At 44.8% G+C, this 20819-nt stretch carries 18 protein-coding genes; 13 read left to right on the forward strand and 5 right to left on the reverse strand.

Features of this window, described 5'->3' with window-relative positions; translation table 11 throughout:
* Window positions 1-143: 143 nt before the first annotated feature.
* The 4 genes from GJB59_RS11605 (at window position 144) to GJB59_RS11620 (ending at window position 4543) form a co-directional block, all read left to right on the forward strand.
* Window positions 144-659, forward strand: coding sequence for a hypothetical protein (locus GJB59_RS11605; RefSeq protein WP_142828133.1), 516 nt, complete (start codon window positions 144-146; stop codon window positions 657-659).
* Window positions 660-935: 276 nt separating this feature from the next.
* On the forward strand, window positions 936-1298 hold the full coding sequence (locus GJB59_RS11610; RefSeq protein ID WP_142828135.1) for a hypothetical protein: 363 nt from the start codon (window positions 936-938) through the stop codon (window positions 1296-1298).
* Between the two features lie 289 nt (window positions 1299-1587).
* Window positions 1588-3537: a lipoteichoic acid synthase gene (gene ltaS, locus GJB59_RS11615; RefSeq protein ID WP_142828137.1), complete on the forward strand. Its 1950-nt coding sequence runs from the start codon at window positions 1588-1590 to the stop codon at window positions 3535-3537.
* Window positions 3538-3730: 193 nt separating this feature from the next.
* Window positions 3731-4543 (forward strand): alpha/beta hydrolase, encoded by an 813-nt coding sequence (locus GJB59_RS11620; protein WP_142828139.1) that lies wholly within the window; start codon window positions 3731-3733, stop codon window positions 4541-4543.
* Between the two features lie 83 nt (window positions 4544-4626).
* Here the strand turns inward: GJB59_RS11620 and GJB59_RS11625 are convergent, their stop codons facing one another.
* From GJB59_RS11625 to GJB59_RS11640, 4 genes are all read right to left on the reverse strand, one after another.
* A complete protein-coding gene (locus GJB59_RS11625) occupies window positions 4627-5190 on the reverse strand; it encodes a DUF4256 domain-containing protein (RefSeq protein WP_142828141.1) in 564 nt (187 codons plus the stop codon).
* A 138-nt stretch (window positions 5191-5328) separates the two neighbouring features.
* Entirely contained in the window at window positions 5329-6807 is a 1479-nt protein-coding gene (gene galT / locus GJB59_RS11630; RefSeq protein WP_142828143.1) for a UDP-glucose--hexose-1-phosphate uridylyltransferase, read from the reverse strand.
* A 2-nt stretch (window positions 6808-6809) separates the two neighbouring features.
* Window positions 6810-7805, reverse strand: a complete 996-nt coding sequence (gene galE, locus GJB59_RS11635; RefSeq protein ID WP_142828145.1) for a UDP-glucose 4-epimerase GalE — start codon at window positions 7803-7805, stop codon at window positions 6810-6812.
* Between the two features lie 2 nt (window positions 7806-7807).
* Window positions 7808-8986 carry a galactokinase gene (locus GJB59_RS11640; protein WP_142828147.1) on the reverse strand — a complete coding sequence of 393 codons (1179 nt, stop codon included), beginning with the start codon at window positions 8984-8986 and terminating at the stop codon, window positions 7808-7810.
* A gap of 302 nt (window positions 8987-9288) precedes the next feature.
* Between GJB59_RS11640 and GJB59_RS11645 the strand changes: the two genes are divergently transcribed.
* From GJB59_RS11645 to GJB59_RS11680, 8 genes are all read left to right on the forward strand, one after another.
* Window positions 9289-10209 carry an ArsR/SmtB family transcription factor gene (locus GJB59_RS11645; RefSeq protein WP_142828149.1) on the forward strand — a complete coding sequence of 307 codons (921 nt, stop codon included), beginning with the start codon at window positions 9289-9291 and terminating at the stop codon, window positions 10207-10209.
* A 230-nt stretch (window positions 10210-10439) separates the two neighbouring features.
* Window positions 10440-11423 (forward strand): family 43 glycosylhydrolase, encoded by a 984-nt coding sequence (locus GJB59_RS11650; RefSeq protein ID WP_236015642.1) that lies wholly within the window; start codon window positions 10440-10442, stop codon window positions 11421-11423.
* A gap of 45 nt (window positions 11424-11468) precedes the next feature.
* Window positions 11469-12722, forward strand: a complete 1254-nt coding sequence (locus GJB59_RS11655) for an ABC transporter substrate-binding protein (protein WP_142828153.1) — start codon at window positions 11469-11471, stop codon at window positions 12720-12722.
* 148 nt (window positions 12723-12870) lie between these two features.
* Complete coding sequence (locus tag GJB59_RS11660; RefSeq protein ID WP_142828155.1) at window positions 12871-13767, forward strand: carbohydrate ABC transporter permease; 897 nt, start codon at window positions 12871-12873, stop codon at window positions 13765-13767.
* A gap of 32 nt (window positions 13768-13799) precedes the next feature.
* Window positions 13800-14633 (forward strand): carbohydrate ABC transporter permease, encoded by an 834-nt coding sequence (locus tag GJB59_RS11665; RefSeq protein WP_142828157.1) that lies wholly within the window; start codon window positions 13800-13802, stop codon window positions 14631-14633.
* Between the two features lie 22 nt (window positions 14634-14655).
* Complete coding sequence (locus GJB59_RS11670) at window positions 14656-16422, forward strand: glycoside hydrolase family 2 protein (RefSeq protein WP_142828159.1); 1767 nt, start codon at window positions 14656-14658, stop codon at window positions 16420-16422.
* Between the two features lie 238 nt (window positions 16423-16660).
* Window positions 16661-17800, forward strand: a complete 1140-nt coding sequence (locus GJB59_RS11675) for an ROK family transcriptional regulator (RefSeq protein ID WP_142828160.1) — start codon at window positions 16661-16663, stop codon at window positions 17798-17800.
* A gap of 41 nt (window positions 17801-17841) precedes the next feature.
* A complete protein-coding gene (locus GJB59_RS11680) occupies window positions 17842-18897 on the forward strand; it encodes an aldose epimerase family protein (RefSeq protein ID WP_142828162.1) in 1056 nt (351 codons plus the stop codon).
* A gap of 334 nt (window positions 18898-19231) precedes the next feature.
* Here GJB59_RS11680 and GJB59_RS11685 read toward each other — a convergent pair whose 3' ends face one another.
* Entirely contained in the window at window positions 19232-20014 is a 783-nt protein-coding gene (locus GJB59_RS11685) for an SDR family oxidoreductase (protein WP_142828164.1), read from the reverse strand.
* 156 nt (window positions 20015-20170) lie between these two features.
* Here GJB59_RS11685 and GJB59_RS11690 point away from each other — a divergent pair, with 156 nt between their 5' ends.
* Window positions 20171-20767 (forward strand): TetR/AcrR family transcriptional regulator, encoded by a 597-nt coding sequence (locus GJB59_RS11690; RefSeq protein ID WP_142828166.1) that lies wholly within the window; start codon window positions 20171-20173, stop codon window positions 20765-20767.
* The last annotated feature ends 52 nt before the right edge of the window (window positions 20768-20819 follow it).

The raw sequence follows: 20819 nt of genomic DNA on the forward strand, positions 1-20819 counted from the left end.
GCAAAATTGAATTTGCGCCTGCCCTTATTTAATGGTTTGAAACTGAATAATCAAAAATATATTCACTCGTGTATTGTAAAAAACTAGGCGGCCTGCTACGCTATTCATTATACGAATCATTATGAATTAGAGGAGACCGGATCATGTCGAACCTTTCGCTGGCAGAAGCTGTCAAATTGAAATCTGTATTAGCAAAACGCATTCATGAGTTGGAAGAAGAGATGGACCGGGTGGCGTTTGTGGAAATGGAAAAAGGCAGTAAAAAGCCGAAACAAGCCCGCTCACTGTCGCAAGTCGAGGAAGAGATTGATGACATTCGAAAAGATTTTCGGCTGTTGGATAAATTGATGTACCGTGCCAATTTTGAAAACGAAGTAAGTTTTAACGGGGAGGAGCTGGCGATTGTCGAGGCCATCGAATTGGCTACCCAGCTTCGTGCGAAAGCCCGGAAGTTCAAGGTGTTTGGATCTGCGGTGAAAGAAGATCTCCAATTTGGCTATGGGGAAGGCACGCCCATCGTCAGACGTGCCATGTTTGACCCTGAAGAATGCCGCGTAAAAGCGGTTGAACTGGAGCGGCAGGCCAACCGGCTGTCAAATGCCATTAACACCAAAAACTATTCCATCGTTTTGGATTTCGACAGCGACAAGTATTTCTGATCCTTGGAGCGGTGAGACTCCGCTTCAGGGCATGGAAGGAAACCTCTTTTGTACTTCGGTGCAACCAAATTTTAATGGCTACTGGCAAACCAATGACCGATACCCCATTACGATGTTACCTGTTACCGATTCCCAACCAAAAGCAAACGACGGTCGATGACCACAGTCCTGTTTTAAAATTCCTTCCCTGAAATCCTCTTGCTTTCGGGCAGGAGGGTTTTTAGCTTGTGGAAAAAGAAGTCCTAACTATTGATAGCGAGAGGAGAGTCGTCAGCGATGAAAATTGTATCAACAGAAGCGAAAGCAGAATCCCTCCAATCCCTCCAATCAACTATCCGGAAATCGGAAAAAGCGCTGGCCCAAATGATCGAAAAAGGTGCAAGCACAAGCTTGATAGAAAAGCGGCTTCAAGCTCTTCGCACCGGCTTGGCTGTATTGGAAAAGGTCTGGCATGAACAGCCTCATCCATATAGTCAGGAAGAACTGGCGAAAACCCGTGAGGTACTGGCGGGTTTATTGCCGTCCATTGAAAGCATGTATGCCAAGTCAAAGTCAGGCAGTCCCCAACGAACACTGCTGGAGAAACGGATCAGATCACTGGAGCTGGCGATTAAGGCAATTGATTGCATTTTTACGTGATTCAAGGAACTTTGGACACACTCAATCGTCCTATACTATATGTTCCCTGCTCTGCCGCAGCCATACTTGGATGTGGCTTTTTCCTTAGCAATAAAGCTGTTCTTTTTTTTTGTGGACGGGCCTGGTGAATAGTCTGAAAAAACCTTAAACTGTCATTTTATGGTGCAGTAGAGTAAAATAGATTCTGTCATAATTTTTACGTACAGTTTACTTGAGCTTAATAGTTTCAAGTTTTATAAATTCAATGTCCCACAATCCCTGTGAAATACGCTTTATGAGAAGGTGCAATATGAAAAACATTAAAACGATGGATAAAAAAACGCTGAACAAGTTCATTCCGTTCTTTGTGCTTGCAGTGTTCATGCTATGGATGAAAACCTATATTACCCAAAAAACACAATTCAGCTTGAGTGTAGATGGAACGATTCAGGAGTTCCTCTTATTTCTCAACCCGTTAGGCTCCGCACTCTTATTATTAAGCTTGTCGCTGTTCTTTAAAGGAACGCGAAAATATATTTCACTGTTGCTGATTTATATGGGCACGTCGTTCATGCTCTATGCAAATGTAGTTTACTACCGATTTTTCAGTGATTTCCTTACATGGCCGACTTTATTCCAAACGCAGAATTTCGGCGATTTAGGCGGCAGTGTAGCGACTTTGATCCAGCCGACCGATTTGCTGTTCTTTGTGGATGTCGTGATTCTGGCTGGTTTGGTTATCATGACAAAAGCGAAAAAAGAGTCAGGGAGTTTCAAAACCAAGGCTGTCCTGCCGGTTATTACAATCGCACTCGCCATCTCGTTTTTCAACCTGGCTTTGGCAGAAGCGGACCGTCCGGAGTTGTTGACCCGCGGATTTGACCGGAATTACATCGTCAAGTATTTGGGCATGTACAATTACGCGCTCTATGACACCGTTGAAACCGTGAAATCTTCTTCCCAGCGCGTTCTCGCTGACAGCGATGAAGTGACGGAAGTATTGAACTATACAAAATCGAATAACGCGAGCGCCAATGAGGAGTACTTCGGTGCAGCCGAAGGCATGAATGTCGTTTACCTCCACTTGGAATCGTTCCAGACCTTTTTGATGGATTACGAATTAAATGGGGAAGAAGTGACACCGTTCTTGAATTCCTTAATTGGAGGCGAGGATACGCTGTATTTCGATAACTTCTTCCATCAAACGGCGCAAGGCAAAACTTCCGATGCGGAGTTTATGCTGGATAATTCTTTGTACGGCTTGCCGAAAGGATCCGCATTTATTACAAAAGGCCAGAACACGTACCAGGCTGCGCCTGCGATTCTGAAAGATAAAGGCTATACTTCAGCCGTATTCCACGGCAATAATGGAACATTTTGGAACCGGTCTGAAATCTATAAATCTTTTGGCTACGATCATTTCTTTGATATTGAGTCCTACAAGGACCTGACAGAACAAGATATGGCAGAGTACGGGGTTATGGATAAACCATTTTTCGAGCAGTCGGCGCCTCTTTTAGAGTCGTTGCCAGAACCTTTCTATACGAAAATGATCACAGTATCGCATCATTTCCCTTATAACATCGATCAGAGTTTAACGACCATCGATAAAGGGACAACAGGCGACACCAGTGTCGACAATTACTTCCAGACGGCTCGTTACGCTGACGAAGCAATTGAGCAGTTCTTTGTACAGCTGGAGGAATCTGGTTTAGCTGATAACACGATGATTGTCATGTATGGCGACCATTATGGAATTTCCGACAATCACAACCAGGCGATGGAACAAGTGCTTTCGAAAGAAATCACACCGGTTGAAAATGCCAAACTTCAGCGTGTGCCGCTGTTCATCCATGTACCGGGCATGGAAGGCGGCATCAACTCCACGTACGGCGGCCAGATCGACTTGCTGCCGACTGTGATGCATTTGCTTGGAGTCGAAACGAAGAACTACATTCAGTTTGGTACAGATCTATTGTCCGAAGATCATGAGGAACTGGTCACTTTCAGAAACGGCAACTATGTCAGTCCAGAGATTTACTCGATCGGCGAAACTTTCTATAATCCGGAAACCGGGTTGCCGATTGAGGAAAGCCAGCTGGAGCAAGCAGAGAAATTCCAGGAGAATGGAAGCTATGAAATGGAGCTGTCCGACCAACTGGTTAATGGAGATTTGCTGAGGTTCTATACGCCGAACGGATTTACACCAATCGATCCGGCGGATTACAGCTATCAGGGAATTTTGGATCCAGAAGAATGATTGATGAATTATAAAGCTCACCCAAGAGGCGGTTTTACCGTCACTCGGGTGAGCTTTTTTTAGGTTAAGTATTGAAATCAAAGTTCTTTGGAATAGTGTCTTCAAAAAACCTCTTTTTAGAAGGAAGGTAGTTTCTCAGCGGATGAAGAATACTACTCAATAGGAAATAGATTAATGGAATGGAGGATGTTGGATGAGCGAAGAAAAAATGATTCAATCATTTGATGGAACAGGACTGTTTACCCGTAAAGATCAGGCTGAAAAGCAAAAAGCGGCAGTGGTGATTGCCCATGGGTTAGCGGAGCATTTAGGGCGGTATGATGCATTGGCCGAAACCTTGCTGCGCCATGGATTCACGGTGTATCGCTATGAACAGCGCGGGCATGCACGTTCAGAAGGGAAGCGGACCTTTTTCAAAGATTTCAACGAAATGCCGGACGATTTAAAAACCATTATGGATTGGGCTAAGGAAGAAAATCCGGAACAGCCGGTCTTTTTAATCGGCCACAGCATGGGTGGTTTCACAGCAGCCGCGTATGCAACGAAATATCCGGGAAGTACAGTCGGCATCATCCTGTCCGGTGCCCTGACCCGCTACAACAAGGAAATCTTCGGACCGCTGCCGATGGACCTGCCTGCAGACACATACTTGGACAATGAGCTCGGAGAAGGAGTATGCAGCGATCCGGAAGTTGTCAAAGCCTACGGGGAAGATCCGCTTGTCGAAAAGAAAATTTCAGTGGGCTTGATCAATGCGTTTGCCCCGGGCGTTGCCTGGCTGAAAGAACATGCAGCCAGTTTTACCGAACCTGTGCTGGTGCTGCATGGCAATGAGGATGGGCTTGTCGCGGAAAAGGACTCACGGGACTTTTATGGCGAAATCGGTTCACAGGACAAAAGCTTGAAGATCTATCCTTTCCTGATGCACGAAATTCTCAATGAGCCATCCAAATATAAAATCTATGATGAGATGATTGAATGGATGGAAGAGCGGCTGCAGGATTGAAATACAGGTTCAGAATAAAAGGCATTGCCGGATCCCGCAATGGGTTCCAGCAATGCCTTTTATTTTTGCAGTTCTTGTTAACCCTAAACTCTCAATAAGCCCCGGAACCCTCTGGCTGCGTAATACGAATCTGCACCATTGTGGTACACAAAAACATGTCCGTAGCGGGAATCACAGAAAAGCGCGCCGCCGCGCTCCCGGATGTCTGCAGGCGTTTGCACCCAACTGGACGTTTTAACATCAAACGTGCCATGCTGCTGCATCGCCCGGTATTGTTCTTCTGTTAACAGCTCGATGCCCATGCTGTTGGCCATCGCCATCGCACTGTTTTCAGGTTTGTTTTTCTTTCGAGAATCCAGTGCCTGCTGATCAAAGCAAACGCTCCTGCGGCCACTCGGGCTTTCCGCTGAACAATCGAAAAAGACATATTCGCTCGTTGCTTCATCGAACTCCAAAACGTCCGGCTCTCCGCCAGTCCGTTCCATTTCGTGGAGAGACCATAGTTTCTCTGGTTGCGCTTCAAGCTTTGCCTGAATCTTATCCCATTGCATCCATTCATGGCGATCGATGTGCTTCTCGAACCGTTCTTTCAGGGTAGTAAGCAATTCTTCACGCTGTTCAGATGTTAACTCGTTTTTTTCGCTCATCTTGCTTCCTCCTTTTTAGATGAATGATAATCTTGATAATTTAAGTATAGTCAAAAAATGGAGTGAATACGATCTATTATCAGCAAAAACAGGATGAACCTCATCTGGAGGGCTCATCCTGTTTTAAATGCTGGCCGTTCATTTATTAAGCGTGGTAATAAATCGCTGGAATGCCTCTGTTTCTTTTAATACGCCAGCGTCTTCAAGAACGCGTACAAATTTTTTCCCCAGCTCATCCTGCAGGATTGCTTCTGCGTCTTCCGGAAGAGAAGGGGTACCGTATTGTGCTTTTAGCTGTTCAGCCCATTCGAGATGGAAAGGGGCTACGTTGCTGGCATTGCCTAGCAAGAACTCCTGGATTTCAGCAAGTTCTTCTTTTAAGCGCGGCGGCAAAACGGCCAGCCCCATCACTTCGATCAAGCCGATATTTTCTTTTTTGATGTGGTGGACATCCGCGTGAGGGTGGAAAATACCGGATGGGTATTCGGCCGTTGTCCGGTTGTTTCGCAACACCAGGTCGATTTCGAACAGCCCGTTGCGCTTTCTTGCAATCGGCGTCACGGTGTTATGCGGCGTCTCGCCAGTAAAGGCAAGAACATTTGCTGATTCGTCAGAGTAATTTCTCCACGTCTGCAAAACTTCATCTGCCGCATCTACCAGACTGTCGATCTTTTTCCCTTTCAAGCGGATCACCGACATCGGCCATTTTACAACGGATGCCGTGATGTCCGGATAAGAATCCAAGCCAAACACAAAGGCATCTTCCGCTTTGGTCATGGCAAATTCGTAGCGCCCGGCCTGGTAATGGTCATGGCTTAAAATGGAGCCGCCAACAATTGGCAAGTCGGCATTCGACCCGACAAAATAATGGGGGAACAGTTCGGTAAAAGCAAGCAGCCGTTCAAAGCCGCTCCGGTCAATTTTCATGTCGCGGTGTTCTTCAGACAGCAAAATGCTGTGCTCGTTGTAATAGACATACGGCGAATACTGCAAATACCAGTTTTCTCCCGTAAGCGGAATTCTGACGACCCGGTGGTTTGCCCGTGCCGGATAGCCAATCCGTCCTGTGTAGCCTTCGTTTTCCTTGCACAACAGGCATTTCGGGTAACTGAGTGTTTGCTTCATTTCGCGTTCTCTTCTGATTTGCTCCGGATCTTTTTCCGGTTTTGACAGGTTGATTGTGATGTCCATCTGGCCATATACGGTATCTGTCTTATAGGAAATATTTTTTTGGATTCGGTTCATTTGGATGTAATTGCTGTTTTTGCTTAATTCATAAAAGTAGTCGGTTGCGGCGATTGGCGATTCTGCGTATTTTTCGTTAAACGCAGCGTTGATGACAGAAGGGCGGGCGACAAAGCAATTCATCATATTGGCCGACAGGATTTCCTTGTCATCAAAGATATCCATGATCACGCCTTGCTCTATGGCATAGGCAATCAGGTTTTCCAGCAAGTTGGGAATGGTGTCGTCTGCCGATTCGACCGCGTTTTCAGGAAACGATTCCAAGCCGAGCAGGTTCATCACCTGGTTGCGGACATAATCTGTGTCAGCCGCTTCGATCAAGTGGGATGCGAGAGCTTTGTCAAGAAGTCCTTCCAGATTTTCATAGACCATATTTACACGTCCTTTTCATAGCCGTTGGGGTTCGAAGAATGCCACTTCCATGCATCTTCGATAATTTTGGTGACAGATGTAAAAGCAGGGTTCCAGCCCAGTACTTGTTTGGCTTTATCCGAACTGGCGATCAAAACACTTGGGTCGCCTGCTCTGCGGGGGCCGATTTTAACCTGGATTTCTTTTCCGGTTACAGAGCGGGCAGCGGAAATCATTTCATTCACGGAAAATCCTTGGCTGCTTCCGAGATTGAAGACATTACTCTCGCCGTCGTTTCTCAAGTATTCTAATGCTAACAAATGGGCGCGTATCAAATCTTCGACATGAACATAATCGCGGATGCATGTTCCGTCTGCCGTATCGTAATCATCACCGAACACCGTGATTTCTTTTCGCTGTCCCAAAGCTGTCTGCAGGATAAGGGGGACAAGATGGGATTCGGGGCGGTGGTCTTCGCCAATTTCTGCTGTTTCTCTCGCTCCAGCTACATTAAAGTAGCGCAATGAAACAAATTTCAAGCCGTGGGCCAATCCTGTCCACTTCATCATTTTTTCCATAGTCAGCTTTGTTTCGCCGTACGTATTGGCCGGGTTGGTGGGCATCGTTTCCGTGATGGGCACGGCTTCTGGTTCGCCATAGGCAGCGGCGGTAGAAGAGAAGACAATCTTCTTCACATTGTGATTGATCATGGCCTGTAATAGCACTTGAGTGCCGTATACATTATTATCGAAATACTTTAAAGGATTTTCCATCGATTCGCCGACCAGTGAATTGGCCGCAAAATGAAGAACCTCATCAATCGATTCCTTTTCGAATACGGAGTCCAAAAAGTCTGCATTTCGAATATCGCCTTTGTAAAAAACAGCTTTCGGGTGTATGGCTTTCTTATGCCCGGTTTCCAAATTATCCACAACTACAACGTCTAGCCCTTGATCGATTAACTGAAAAACTGCATGTGATCCAATATATCCAGCTCCGCCTAATACTAAAACACTCATGTTCAAAACTCCTCTACAAGTTCTTTGGCGCCATCCGAAATTTTGGCCTCGTAAAAAGAAGGAGAAAAACCAAATCTTTCGGTATAGCTCGTTGTTAAGTTTTCTTTAAAGCCTTGGATCTGCGCCTGGTGAACAATCGCAATGGCGCAGCCGCCAAATCCTGCACCGGTCATCCGTGCACCGATGACGCCTGGATGGTTCCAAGCTGTTTCTGCGATGGCATCAAGTTCGTCACCGGTAACTTCGTAGTCATCACGAAGAGAGACGTGTGATTGGTTCATCAATTCGCCAAACGTTTCAATATTGCCTTGTTGGAGCTCTTTGAGTGCCAGCAAGGTCCGTTCGTTTTCATAAATGGCATGCTTGGCGCGTTTGCGGTTTGTGTCGTCTTGGATCAAGTGCTTGTGTTGTTCAAACTGTTCGCCTGTCAATTCGCCAAGACTGCTGACGTCAAGTTCCGACCGGAGATCAGACAGCGCTCTTTCACATTGCGCGCGGCGCTCGTTGTATTTTGAACCAGCCAAGGTACGCTGTTTGTTGGAGTTGATGATAACAATTTCATGATCGTTCAGTTCGACTGGCGCGTAGCTGTATTCCAGCGTTTGGCAATCCAATAAAATAGCAGAATCTTTTTTTCCTTTCCCAATCGCGAACTGGTCCATGATGCCGCTGTTGACGCCGATGTATTGGTTCTCAACGTTTTGTCCGAGTTGGATCATGCGCAAGCGGTCGATTTCTAGATTGAACAGGCCCTCAAGCACAACGCCTGTGGCCATTTCGATAGAAGCGGAAGAGGACAGCCCGGCACCATTCGGTATATTTCCGTAAAACAGAATATCCATTCCGTGAGAGACAGAAAATCCGTTTTTTATAAAATGGTGGATCATGCCCTTCGGAAAGTTTGCCCAGTCATGGTCCAGGTTAAAAGACAAGTCGGCAAGATCGCACTCAATGACTCCTTTTTCCGGAAAGTTCATGGAATAAAACCGCAGCTTTTGGTCCGGACGCTGTCGGGCAACGGCATACGTGCCAAAAGAAATGGCTGCCGGAAACACGTGCCCGCCATTGTAATCCGTATGTTCACCAATCAAGTTAATGCGCCCAGGCGCAAAAAAGAAACGTGGATTTTGGTCTGTCTGGAATATGTTGCTGAAAGTTTGGGACAACTCATTTCGGTTCATCTAATTCCTCCGATACTTTATAAATTAATTTAATTAACTTTATTATAGTAGATATTATCAAACTATTCAATCCTGAATTTAGAGATTGCTAATGAATTTAATATAGAACGCCCAACCCTTTTTTTAAAACTGCAATCGCTAAATCCCCAGAAAGGATCGAGGCAAACTTCATCTGCCAAACAACTTTTTGGCTGGAATATTAACCGGATGTCAGATTTTATTCACTACTCTGTGCTTGACTTCATCAATAGAGTGTTATAATTTTATTACAATAAAACTTAGAGTAAAAGTAGGATATGCCCATGAGAACCTTAGAGCTAAATTTCGAAGAATCCATTGAAGTATGTAAAGCTTTGGCCAATAAACACAGGATGGCGATACTGCGTCTTTTAAGTGAGCGGCCGCATAACGTCAACGAACTGTCGGAGCGGCTCGGTCTGCCTTTTTCAACAACTGCTGTAAATGTAAAAAAGCTTGAAGACGTCGACCTTATTACCACAGAGCTGTTGCCAGGCCGTGGCACGCAAAAAATCAACACAAAAAAATACGATCAGATTATCATCGATATTGCACCGCAAGAAACCAAAGAAATTGAAGAAACAATTATTTACGATATGCCTATCGGCCACTTTTCTGACAGCAGTATTGAACCAAGCTGCGGTTTAGTAGGTGAGTCTGATTATATTAATGGACATGATGATCCCCGTGCTTTCTATGAAGTGGGCAGGGACGAAGCACAACTAATTTTCTTCAAAACAGGTTATTTGGAGTATCGGTTTCCAAACCGTCTTCCTCGTGGTGAAAAAGCAGATCAAATCAAGTTTAGTGCGGAAGTTTGTTCAGAGGCTCCGTTATTCAAATTGGATTGGCCTTCCGATATAACCGTTTGGATTAACGGGCATGAAATTGCCACTTGGACGTCGCCTAGCGATTTTGGAGGGGAGCGGGGGTTTCTTACGCCAAAATGGTGGATGACGAACCATACGCAATATGGATTGCTGAAAAACTGGCGAGTGAACAAAGACGGCTGCTATTTGGATGACAAACTCGTCAACAGTAACTGTACAATAGACTCGTTAAAGATCGCCGAGAATCCTTATATATCGTTTAAAATTGGTGTCAAAGAAGATGCAGTCAACGTGGGTGGAATAAATTTATTCGGCCACAAATTCGGGAATTACCGGCAAGGAATTGTTATGCGCTTGCTGACAGAGCATAAATAAATGAACTTATAAAAACAAGATCCACAGATAGCCACTGTGGATCTTGTTTTTTTCTGTTTGCAAAAGAGTAAGCAAAAATAAATCTATTTTTTATTACAGATATACTTGTAATGAAACAAACTTATGTATTACAATGGCTTCATGTAAGTGCTTTCATAAATTAAAATGAAGGAGTTGATTCCACAATTTATAAGTTTTCGGTTTTTGGAGTCTTTTTACTGGCAATCATTTTGGCAGGCTGTTCTCAGGAAGCTGAGCAGCCTGCAGAAACAGAATCCTTTGCCAACCCTGTATATGAACCCGTGTTGGCGGATCCTTCGATTATACAAGCGGAGGATGGCGATTACTACGCGTACGGAACAGAAGATGCATGGGGCGATGATTCTGATACGAAGTTAGTTCCAATTTCCCGATCCACAAACTTAATTGATTGGGAGTTTGTTGGCGAAGCTTTTGAAGAAAAGCCTGACTGGAAGACGGCAGGAGATCTCTGGGCGCCGGATATTCAATTTTACAATGATCAATATATGCTCTTTTACTCTTTGTCCTTATGGGGAGATTCAAATCCTGGCATTGGTGTAGCAGTTGCTGCTGGTCCGGCAGGGCCTTTTGAGGACAAAGGAAAGCTGTTCACAAGCGAGGAAATTGGTGTAGACAACTCGATTGATCCATTTTTCTACGTTGAAGATGAAGTGCCTTATCTTGCTTGGGGAAGTTTTCATGGCATTTATGGAATTGAGTTGTCACAAGATGGATTGACGACAGTTGGTGAAAAGTTTCAGCTGGCTGGAGAGGATTATGAAGCGCCCTATATTATTGAACGGGATGGATTTTATTACTTTTTCGGTTCCAAAGGTTCTTGCTGTGATGGACAAGACAGCACCTATCATGTAGCGGTGGGTCGGTCAGAAAATTTTAAAGGACCTTATGTTGACCGCGAAGGAAAGACATTGCTCGACAATGGCGGGACGACAATCTTATCTTCCGATGAAGAAAGCAAGTTTGCTGGTCCTGGACATAATTCGGTTATTAAAGACGAGGCAGGAGAAGATTGGCTTGTCTATCATGCCATTGAAAAAGCTGATCCATTGTTATGGACGGGTGCTTCAAGAAGGCCATTGATGATTGATCCTATTATTTGGGAAGATGGCTGGCCGGCAATCGAAGGCGGACAGCCAAGTGAAGAACAAATACCAGTTCCAGTGATGGAATAAAAATATTCAAAAACTGTGCTTTAACTAAGAAAAGGGAGTGGGAAAATGAAGAAGATGAATAAACGATGGAGTGCTTTGGCAGTGACATGTTCGGCAGTTTTATTGACAGCGTGCAGCGGCAATAGTGGTGTAGTTGAAGAAGGCGGCGGAGATTCAGGAGGCTCTGGAGAAAGCTCTGAAATCACGCTTTGGGCACCGTTTTCAGGACCCGATGGCCCGTTTATGAAAGAAATTGTCGATGAATACAACGAATCACAGGACGAGTATACGGTTAACTTCCAAATAGTTCCGCAAACAGAGTATTACAGAACCGTTGATTTAGCTGTTAACGGAGAGTCGAATATGCCGGATGTAATGGTCATGCACGGCGATCAAATGTTTACGTACGCTGAAAAAGGTATTATAAGAGATCTTGGCGATTTAATGGGTGATGAGATTTCGGCTGATGAATATCATCCGAATGCCATTGAAGGCGCTTCAGTTGAGGAAGCCTTGTATGGTGTGCCTTTGGATATACATCCGCTCCTATTCTATTGGAACAAAGATATGTTTGAAGCAGCTGGATTAGACCCGGAGCAGCCGCCGACGAATCGTGAAGAATTTATCGAGTATGCACAGGCATTAACAAATGAAGATGAAAACCAGTTTGGCTATGTTGTCCCAACTTTATGGCCACAAGAATTTATTTTCCCGACAATCGTTTTCCAAAACGGCGGTGAATTGTATGCCGATGGAGAAGTTCAGTTTACTTCTGATGCAGTTGTGGAAGCCTTGGAATTTGAACGATCTTTAATTGACGAATATGCAGTTTCTCCCAGCGATGTTCAGCAGGATGGAGAAGTAACCATGTTCTTGCAAGGAAGAAGCGGCATGCACATGAACGGTCCGTGGATGATGAAGCAATGGGAAGACTCAGGCCTTAATTACGGTGTAGCACCAGTACCGCAATTAGGTACAGAACAAGAAGGCGTCTATGCGAACTCGCATAACTTTGTTGTTCCGGAAAGTGTAGACGAGGCGAAGTTGGATGGAATTACTAACTTCTTAGGTTATGTAGGAGACAATGCGTTGGCTTGGGCAGAGTCCGGCCAGGCACCAGCTTCAAAAGCTGTGTATGAAAGCGATGAGTTCCAGGAAGTAAATGCACAATCTCCAGAAGTAGCGAAACAGTTTGACTATGTTAAGTTTGGTCCGGATGTGGAAAACTGGGGGCAGGCAACAAGTCCTTTGATGGAAGCAGTCAATGAAGTGCTCTTGGGACAAAAAGATGCAGCAGAGGCATTGGAAGAAGCACAGTAAAAAGCTGCGAATGCTTTGGAATAAAAAATTAAAAAGTAAGCAGGTGGAGTCTGCACTGCTTACTTTTTATTTTTACCCCGCTTCAACTGACCGTAAAAATCCGAATGGATCAACAGCATTAAGTTATCCAGAATGAGGTGAGAAAGCAATGAAAGAAGCAAAATTGCCTGCGAGCAAGGCAAAAAAAGAAAGACTTTCCAAATTCACATCCTTCCTGTTTGTGTTGCCCTATTTACTGTTGTTTTTAGCTTTCCTCTTTATCCCGCTTGTTTACGGTATCTACATCAGTTTGCATGATTACAATTTACTGTCGAGTGTGCAGCCTTTCATCGGCTTTGAAAACTACGCGACTATTTTCAATCCGGATTCCGCGATGAATTCGCTGTTCTTCGAAGGGCTGGGGAACACGGTCAAGTTTGTCATTTTTTCAGTGCCTTTACTGGTAGCGATTGGATTGGGTCTGGCGTTGCTGTTAAACAGCATCCCCGGAAAACTCAGAACATTTTTCCGTACAATCTACTTTATCCCTTATGCCATATCGGTTTCAGTAGTATCTATTATTTTCCTATGGATCCTCGATACAAATTCCGGATTGCTGAATATGTATTTAATGGACTTGGGCTTTGATGCCATTCCTTGGCTGACAAAACAGCCATTCGCGTGGATTTCTCTTATCGGAGCCACGATCTGGTGGACGCTCGGCTTTAATATGATTATTTTTATCAACGCTTTGAATGAAGTGCCGGAAGAATTGTATGAAGCGGGTGCCATTGACGGCGCAAGTGCTTGGCAAAAATTTATTCATATCACTTTGCCGACAATCCGGCCTATTATGCTATTCGTCATCATCACTTCAACCATTGCCTCGTTTAACGTCTTTGGACAGCCTTACTTAATGACACGCGGCGGGCCTGGAGACTCAACGGAAGTGCTGCTGATGGGAATTGTCAACCTGGCTTTTGAGGAACGTGAATTAGGCGTTGCATCGGCAATGGCTTTGCTCATGTCCTTAATCATGATTGTCATTTCCGTTATTCAATTTTAAATCGCCAACTACAAACAAGGAGGGGAAAACTGATGAAAAAGAATGGAAAACAGATTGGGCTGATTGTACTTGCTTCGGTAATAGGGCTTTTGTTTCTCATTCCTCTTATCTGGATGATTTCCACTTCCTTTAAAAATGATTTTGAAGCCATCGCCGGAGGATTAAACTGGATACCGGAAAACTTCACTTTTGAAAACTATTTATACACGCTGACGGGTGATGGCGTGGATGTTCCGATATTCAGATGGATGTTCAACTCGTTATTTGCAGGACTGGCTGGAACAGCAATCATCGTCGCAATTGACGCGCTCGCTGCTTATGGCTTGGCCCGGTTGGATGTTCCTTTCAAAAAATACTTGTTTCCACTATTTATCAGTACATTAATGATTCCTTTTGTCATCACGTTCCTGCCCATGTATATGCAATTCAGCAACTTTGGGTTATTGAACACCTATGCTGTATTGATTTTCCCTTACACAGCCAATGCATTCGGTGTCTTTTTGCTTTATCAATTCTTCAAATCTTTCCCGAAAGAATTGGAAGAAGCAGCGAAATTGGACGGAGCGAACAAGTGGCAGATTTTCGTTAAAATCGTCATTCCTTCTGCAAAACCAATCATTTGGACATTGGCAATTTTCTCTTTCATGGGAATCTACAACGATTTCTTATGGCCGTTAGTGGCAACAAACTCACCGGACATGAGAACAATCACAACCGGTATTGCCATCATGCAGCAAGGAAGTTTTACATCTTCTTATGGGAAACTCATGGCATTGACAACGATCGCCACTATCCCAATTTTAATTGTCTTCTTAATTGGACAGAAACAACTGATCAAAGGCATTACGCAGTCAGGCATCAAATAAGTGACGGAGGTAGCGCGAACATATGGCAAACTTACAAACAGAATACCCGAGACCGCAATTTCAACGAGATAACTGGTTGAACCTGAACGGGGAGTGGAATTTTTCTTTTGACGATCAAGAACTTGGATTACAGGAAAAGTGGTACCAAAACTTTCCCGCAGGACAGACCATAAAAGTTCCATTTGCCTACCAGACTGAAAACAGCGGCATTGGAGATCCTTCTTTCCATGAAGTGGTCTGGTACAACCGGACCTTTTCAGTGCCGGAAGACTGGCAAGATAAACGAATTCAGTTAAATTTTGGCGCCGTTGATTACCGAGCTTGGATATATGTAAACGGAGAAAAAGCAACCTATCACCAAGGTGGAAATGTTCCTTTTTCAGCCGATATTACCGATTTGCTAGTAGCAGGAGAGAACAGCCTAACCGTGAGAGTTGAAGATCCTTCTGAAGATACAACCATACCGCGCGGCAAACAATATTGGCACGAAGAATCGGCTTCTATCTTTTATACGCGCACAACGGGAATCTGGCAGACGGTTTGGCTGGAACCTGTGGCGGAAACTTCGATTAAAAGTTTGCGCTGGACGCCGGAAATAGATCGCGGCGACATTGAGTTTGAAGCCGAACTTGCTGGAAAAATCAGCGAAAATACGAAACTGCGAATAACCGTCACGTTCCAAGGCGAACCGGTTTTTAGCGAAGAAGTTACCGTTTTCCAGCCGCATATTAAACGCAGCATCAACATCCGCGGCCGTTTTCCGGACAGAAGCAATATTCACGGACCGGGGTGGTATTGGAGCCCGGAGCATCCGAACTTGTTCGATGCCAAAGTGGAACTGATTGCAGATGGAAAAGCGGTAGATTTGGTAACAAGTTACTTTGGAATGCGGAAAGTATCCATTGAAAATGGCACGTTTATGCTGAACAACAAACCATACTACCAAAAGCTCGTTCTTGACCAGGGATATTTCCCAGGCGGTCTGTTGACTGCAGAATCGGACGATGCGTTAAAGCAGGACATCGTGCTTGCCAAGGAAATGGGCTTTAACGGGGCGCGCAAGCATCAGAAAGTGGAAGATCCACGATTTTTATATTGGGCTGATCAGCTTGGATACCTTGTATGGGGGGAAATGGCAAACTGCGCAGAATACAGCGAAGAAGCTGTGGAACGGATTTCTGCGGAATGGATTGAAGCGGTGAAACGCGACTACAGCCACCCAAGCTTGGTTGTTTGGGTGCCATTGAACGAAAGCTGGGGAATTTCTCGTGTCGCGAGAGAAAAACAGCAGCAGCATCATTCACTCGCGATGTACTATTTGACGAAATCCCTTGATCCAACCCGGCCAGTTTGTTCAAATGAAGGCTGGGAGCATACGGTTTCCGATTTGTGCGGCATCCATAATTACCAGTCTCCTGAGAAGATGACAGAAGCCTATCAAACTGTGGAAAGTGCGATTGCGGCTACGCCTGCAGAACGCCCTATTTATGCAGAAGGTTTTGGATACAAAGGAGAGCCCATCCTGATCACCGAATATGGTGGAATCGCCTATGATACAAAAGAAATCAATCAGGAAAATGGATGGGGATATTCAGCGGTTCAGGGCGGCGAAGAATTAATAGAAGCTTACCGTGCAAATACAAAAGCCTTGCTCGATTCTTCGGTGGTCCAAGGTTTTTGCTACACGCAGCTGACTGACGTTGAACAAGAGATCAATGGTCTGTTGACATATCATCGCAAGCCGAAATGCGATTTGTCCGAAATCAAAAAAATCAACGATGGCAAATGAGGATTTTGAAAAAAGTTTGCTGTGATGCAATAAGTTGAGAGACACCTTTCGTTGAAAAGTGGGTATAAAAATACCCGCCATTCGATAAAAAGGTGTTTTTCTCTGGCTGTGAGAGTTTTTTCTCCAAAAACAATAAGTTAATTTAATTAACAAAGATTCCATAGATTTGTTAAACTATTAACTAATAGAGTTCGAAGCAGCTCCAAACTGCCCGAATCTGATAAACGGAGGGATTACGATGCGCCAAGGCACTTTTAAGTGGATGAAGTCGATGAACAAATCAATCATCCTCAATAAAATAAGAAAAGATGGTCCGATATCGAGAGCGCAAATTGCACGCGAAACAAACTTGACGCCCCCGACTGTCAGCAGCAACGTAAAAGAGTTGATAGAAGAGAAGATAGTCGAGGAAAGCGATATCGGGCAGTCGCAGGGCGGCCGGAAACCAACGATGCTGATGATTAACAACCAGGCATTTTCCATAATCGGCGTGGATGCAGGTCCAGAAAGCATTGAATGCATTGTGGCAGACCTTGCTGGAAATGTGCTTAAAAGGTCAAAAACAAAGCTACAGCTGCCAATCACCAACGAGGAGTTTATTGCTGCGTTAAATAGTACCATTAAAAAAGTGCTGGAAACTGACAAACAAGTCGTAGGCATTGGTGTGGCCATGCATGGCGTGGTGGAAGTTGAAACCGGCACTTCGTTGTACGCACCCAATCTGGGCTTGAGCAACATCCCCATCAAACAACAATTGGAACAGGCATTTGGCATGGAAGTGAAAGTGGAAAACGATGCACGGGCAATGGCATTGGGCGAATACTGGTTTGGCGATCACGGAGAACTGGAAAGCATGCTGGCCGTGAACATCGGCAGCGGTGTAGGTGCAGGACTCATCATCGAGGGCAAACTGTACCACGGCGCTTCTGATATCGCTGGAGAAATCGGCCATATGACAATCGATTTGCACGGGGAGACGTGTGAATGCGGAAACCAGGGATGTCTGCAGACATTTGTTACCGGTCCTGCGATCGCCAGAAAGGCACCTGGAAATCATCTGCTCACAGCAGAAAATGTATTTGAGCAAGCCATCAGTGGCAATGAAGAGTTTGCAGCTATTTTGAAAGAATCCGGAAGAGCGATGGGCGTCGGACTGACCAACCTGATTCATATCGTCAATCCGGAAAAAATCGTTCTTGGCGGGGGAGTATCAAAAGCTGAAAAGTTTATTTTGCCTGCCATACGGGAAACGATTAGAACTTCTGCACTGACGCCCGCAGCCAGCCAAACAACAGTGGAAGTATCCAAGCTTGGAGATGATGCCACACTGATTGGGGCAATCACCTTGCTGCTGGTGGATATCTTTGAAGTAAAGTAACAAAATAAAATGGATAACAAACAGACGGAAGGATGAAAAAAATGAAAGTCAGTGAAAAAGTATTCGATTATAAAAACGATCGGCCGATAAAATCATATACATTGGAAAACGACCAGGGGTTTCAAATGTCCTGTATCGATTATGGCTGTGTGATTACTGAAATTATCAGCCCAGACCGCAATGGAAATCTGGAGAATGTCGTATTAGGCTTTGATACGCTTGAAGAATACGAAAACAACCCGTTCTTTTTCGGAGCATTGGTGGGGCGCTTTGCCGGACGGATCAAAGATGGGGAGTTTTCAATCGAAGGGATAGATTATCAAGTACCTAAGAATGCAGACGGCCATAATTTGCATGGAGGTGCCAAAGGCTTTCACTCGGCTCTTTGGGATTCAAAAGTGATCCAAACGGAAAATGAAGCAACAGTCGAATTTACGTATTTCAGTCGGGATGGCGAAGAAGGGTTTCCTGGCAACTTGTCCATGACGGTCCGCTACACCCTTAAGAATGACAGCAATCAGCTTGTCATATCCTATTCAGGAAAATCTGACATGACAACTGTGTTGAATGTTACCAACCACTCTTACTTTAATTTGAGCGGCAATTTCAAGCGGACGATCCTGGATCATGAATTGACGATGGAAAGTGATTATTATTTGGAGTTGAATGAGGAACTGCTGCCGACAGGCCATTTGGTTCCGGTTGCCGAAGACACGCTGTTCGATTTCCGAAACGGCAGAAGCATCAGGGAAGCAACAATGTCTGATCATCCACAAAACAAACTGGCTAGCAACGGCTATGACCACCCCTTTTTGTTGGATCGTGCAGAACAGTCCGGAATCGAATTAACTGATTCAGTAAGTGGCCGGAAACTGGTTGTGGAAACAACAGAACCTGCCGTGGTGCTGTATACAGGGAATGATATCGGGGGATCCTATTCGATTCGAGGGACACAAGCCGAGGATTATTTGGCACTTTGCCTTGAAACGCAAAGTCCGCCGGATTCATTGCGTCACCCGCATTTCCAGTCCGCTATCCTCAAAGCAGATGAAGAGTTCAAATCGGAAACGACTTATACGTTCTCCAGCAATGGCTAACTATTTTATTGTACAGTCTACCGTCTTTTAGAAGAATTTAGTGGGAAATAGTTGGTTATGCCAAGTGAACAAACTGGAAGAAGCTGCACTTGAGAATTATCACTTCTGATATCGCTACGGCTGCTTTAGGCATAGCGAAGCAATTAGCCGGAAAAAGACACCCGTCTTATTGCTTCGCCCGTGGATGCGCCGGCGCTTAGGGATTTGTTAATGGATAAAGCTGTTTTAAAAGGGGGTTTCCACTTTTAAACAGTTTTTTTATGTTAATTAAGAAATAAAAAAACTGCAGCTCCATATTCAACATGGGAGCTGCAGTGTGAAGTTTTACGGGCGATTAGTATTTGTAAGACTGTCCGCCATCGATCGGGATAACAGTAGCGTTGATGAATTTTGCAGCATCAGACAGCAGGAATGCGACAAGGTTGCCGACTTCTTCGGGCTTTCCGAAACGCTTCATCGGGTTGACGCTGACAAACTCTTTGCCTGCAGACTCCCAGTCGTCGCCTGCCATTTGCTTCAAGGAACCTTCGACCATTGGCGTCATGATAGCACCAGGTGCGATGGCATTGATGCTGACGCCAAACTGGCCGTATTCAATGCCGGAGTTGCGGGTTAAGCCGACAACGCCGTGTTTGCTGGCTGCGTAGCCGGACTGGTTGCCGACTCCGCGGATGCCGCCGACAGAAGCGGTGTTGACGATCGAGCCGTGGCCTTGCTGCTTCATCACTTTCAATACATATTTCATGCCGTAGAAAACGCCATTTAAGTTAACGCTCACCACTTTTTCGAATTCTTCAGAGCCGTATTCTTCAGTCAGGTTCTGTTTACCTTCGATGCCTGCATTGTTAAAGAAGCCATCAATTCGTCCGAATGTGTCCATCGTGAGCTGCACATAGTTTTTCACATCTTCTTCACTTGTTACATTGGCTTCAACAAGCACGATTTCCGCTTCTGGAACCACTTCAAGGATTTGTTTTTTGCTTTCTTCAAGTGATTTTTTGTTCATATCAACGAGCACCAATTTGCCGCCTAACTGAGCGATAGAAAGTGCTGCTGAATATCCCAGACCGGATCCTCCACCTGTGATAATAACGACTTTATCTGTATAACTGATCATGAATGATCTCTCCTTTTTCATTGATATGCTAAACTGGATTTGAGGTTCGAATTTAGTGTAAACCTTTACAAAAGAGGGTTCAATCAGTAGAAAATCCGAAACTGTCGAGTAATTCGACAGTTCTTTAAAAAATGTCGATTCTGGGGGCAGCAAATCATGGAAGAGAGAAAAGAAAATCTTTCACCGCAAGCCGAGCGGACAAAGCGCCAGTTTAAACAGGCGTTCACCGAGCTGATCAATGAAAAAGGCTTCAGCCATGTATCGGTGACGGATATTGTGCAGCGGGCACAATACAACCGGGCGACTTTTTACCTCTATTACGTGGACAAACAGCATATTACCAAAGAACTGAAAACCGAGATGTTCTATCAGACCAAGCGGACAAGCAAAGAGCGTTATGCTCTTGGAAAGCTGGTGGCGACAAAGTCGATGGATGCGGATTCGTTTGAATTGGTGACGTTCATTTACGATAATCGGTCTTTTTTCAATCTTTATTTGAAAGAAGACACCATACCGGGACTGCATCAGGATTTGCCGCGGGCGATTTTCGAATTGTTGGATGAGCAGTTTACGTTTACTCCGACAGGTGACCACGATATCAATTCATCGCAGTTCAAGCTGTATATGGCTCATGGAACTGCAGGGCTTTTGCTGGATTGGGCTGCTAAAGGCTATCAGAAATCCCCGCGGAGAGTGACGGAGGAATTGATTGGAATTCTGCAGGCGTTTGCAGACGGTTTCCAGGTTGAATAGCTCTAAAAATTCTACTCAGTAAAAAATCCCCTGAAAAAGAGTTCTGTTCTTT

Source organism: Planococcus soli (assembly GCF_016881065.1).
Classification (GTDB): domain Bacteria; phylum Bacillota; class Bacilli; order Bacillales_A; family Planococcaceae; genus Planococcus; species Planococcus soli.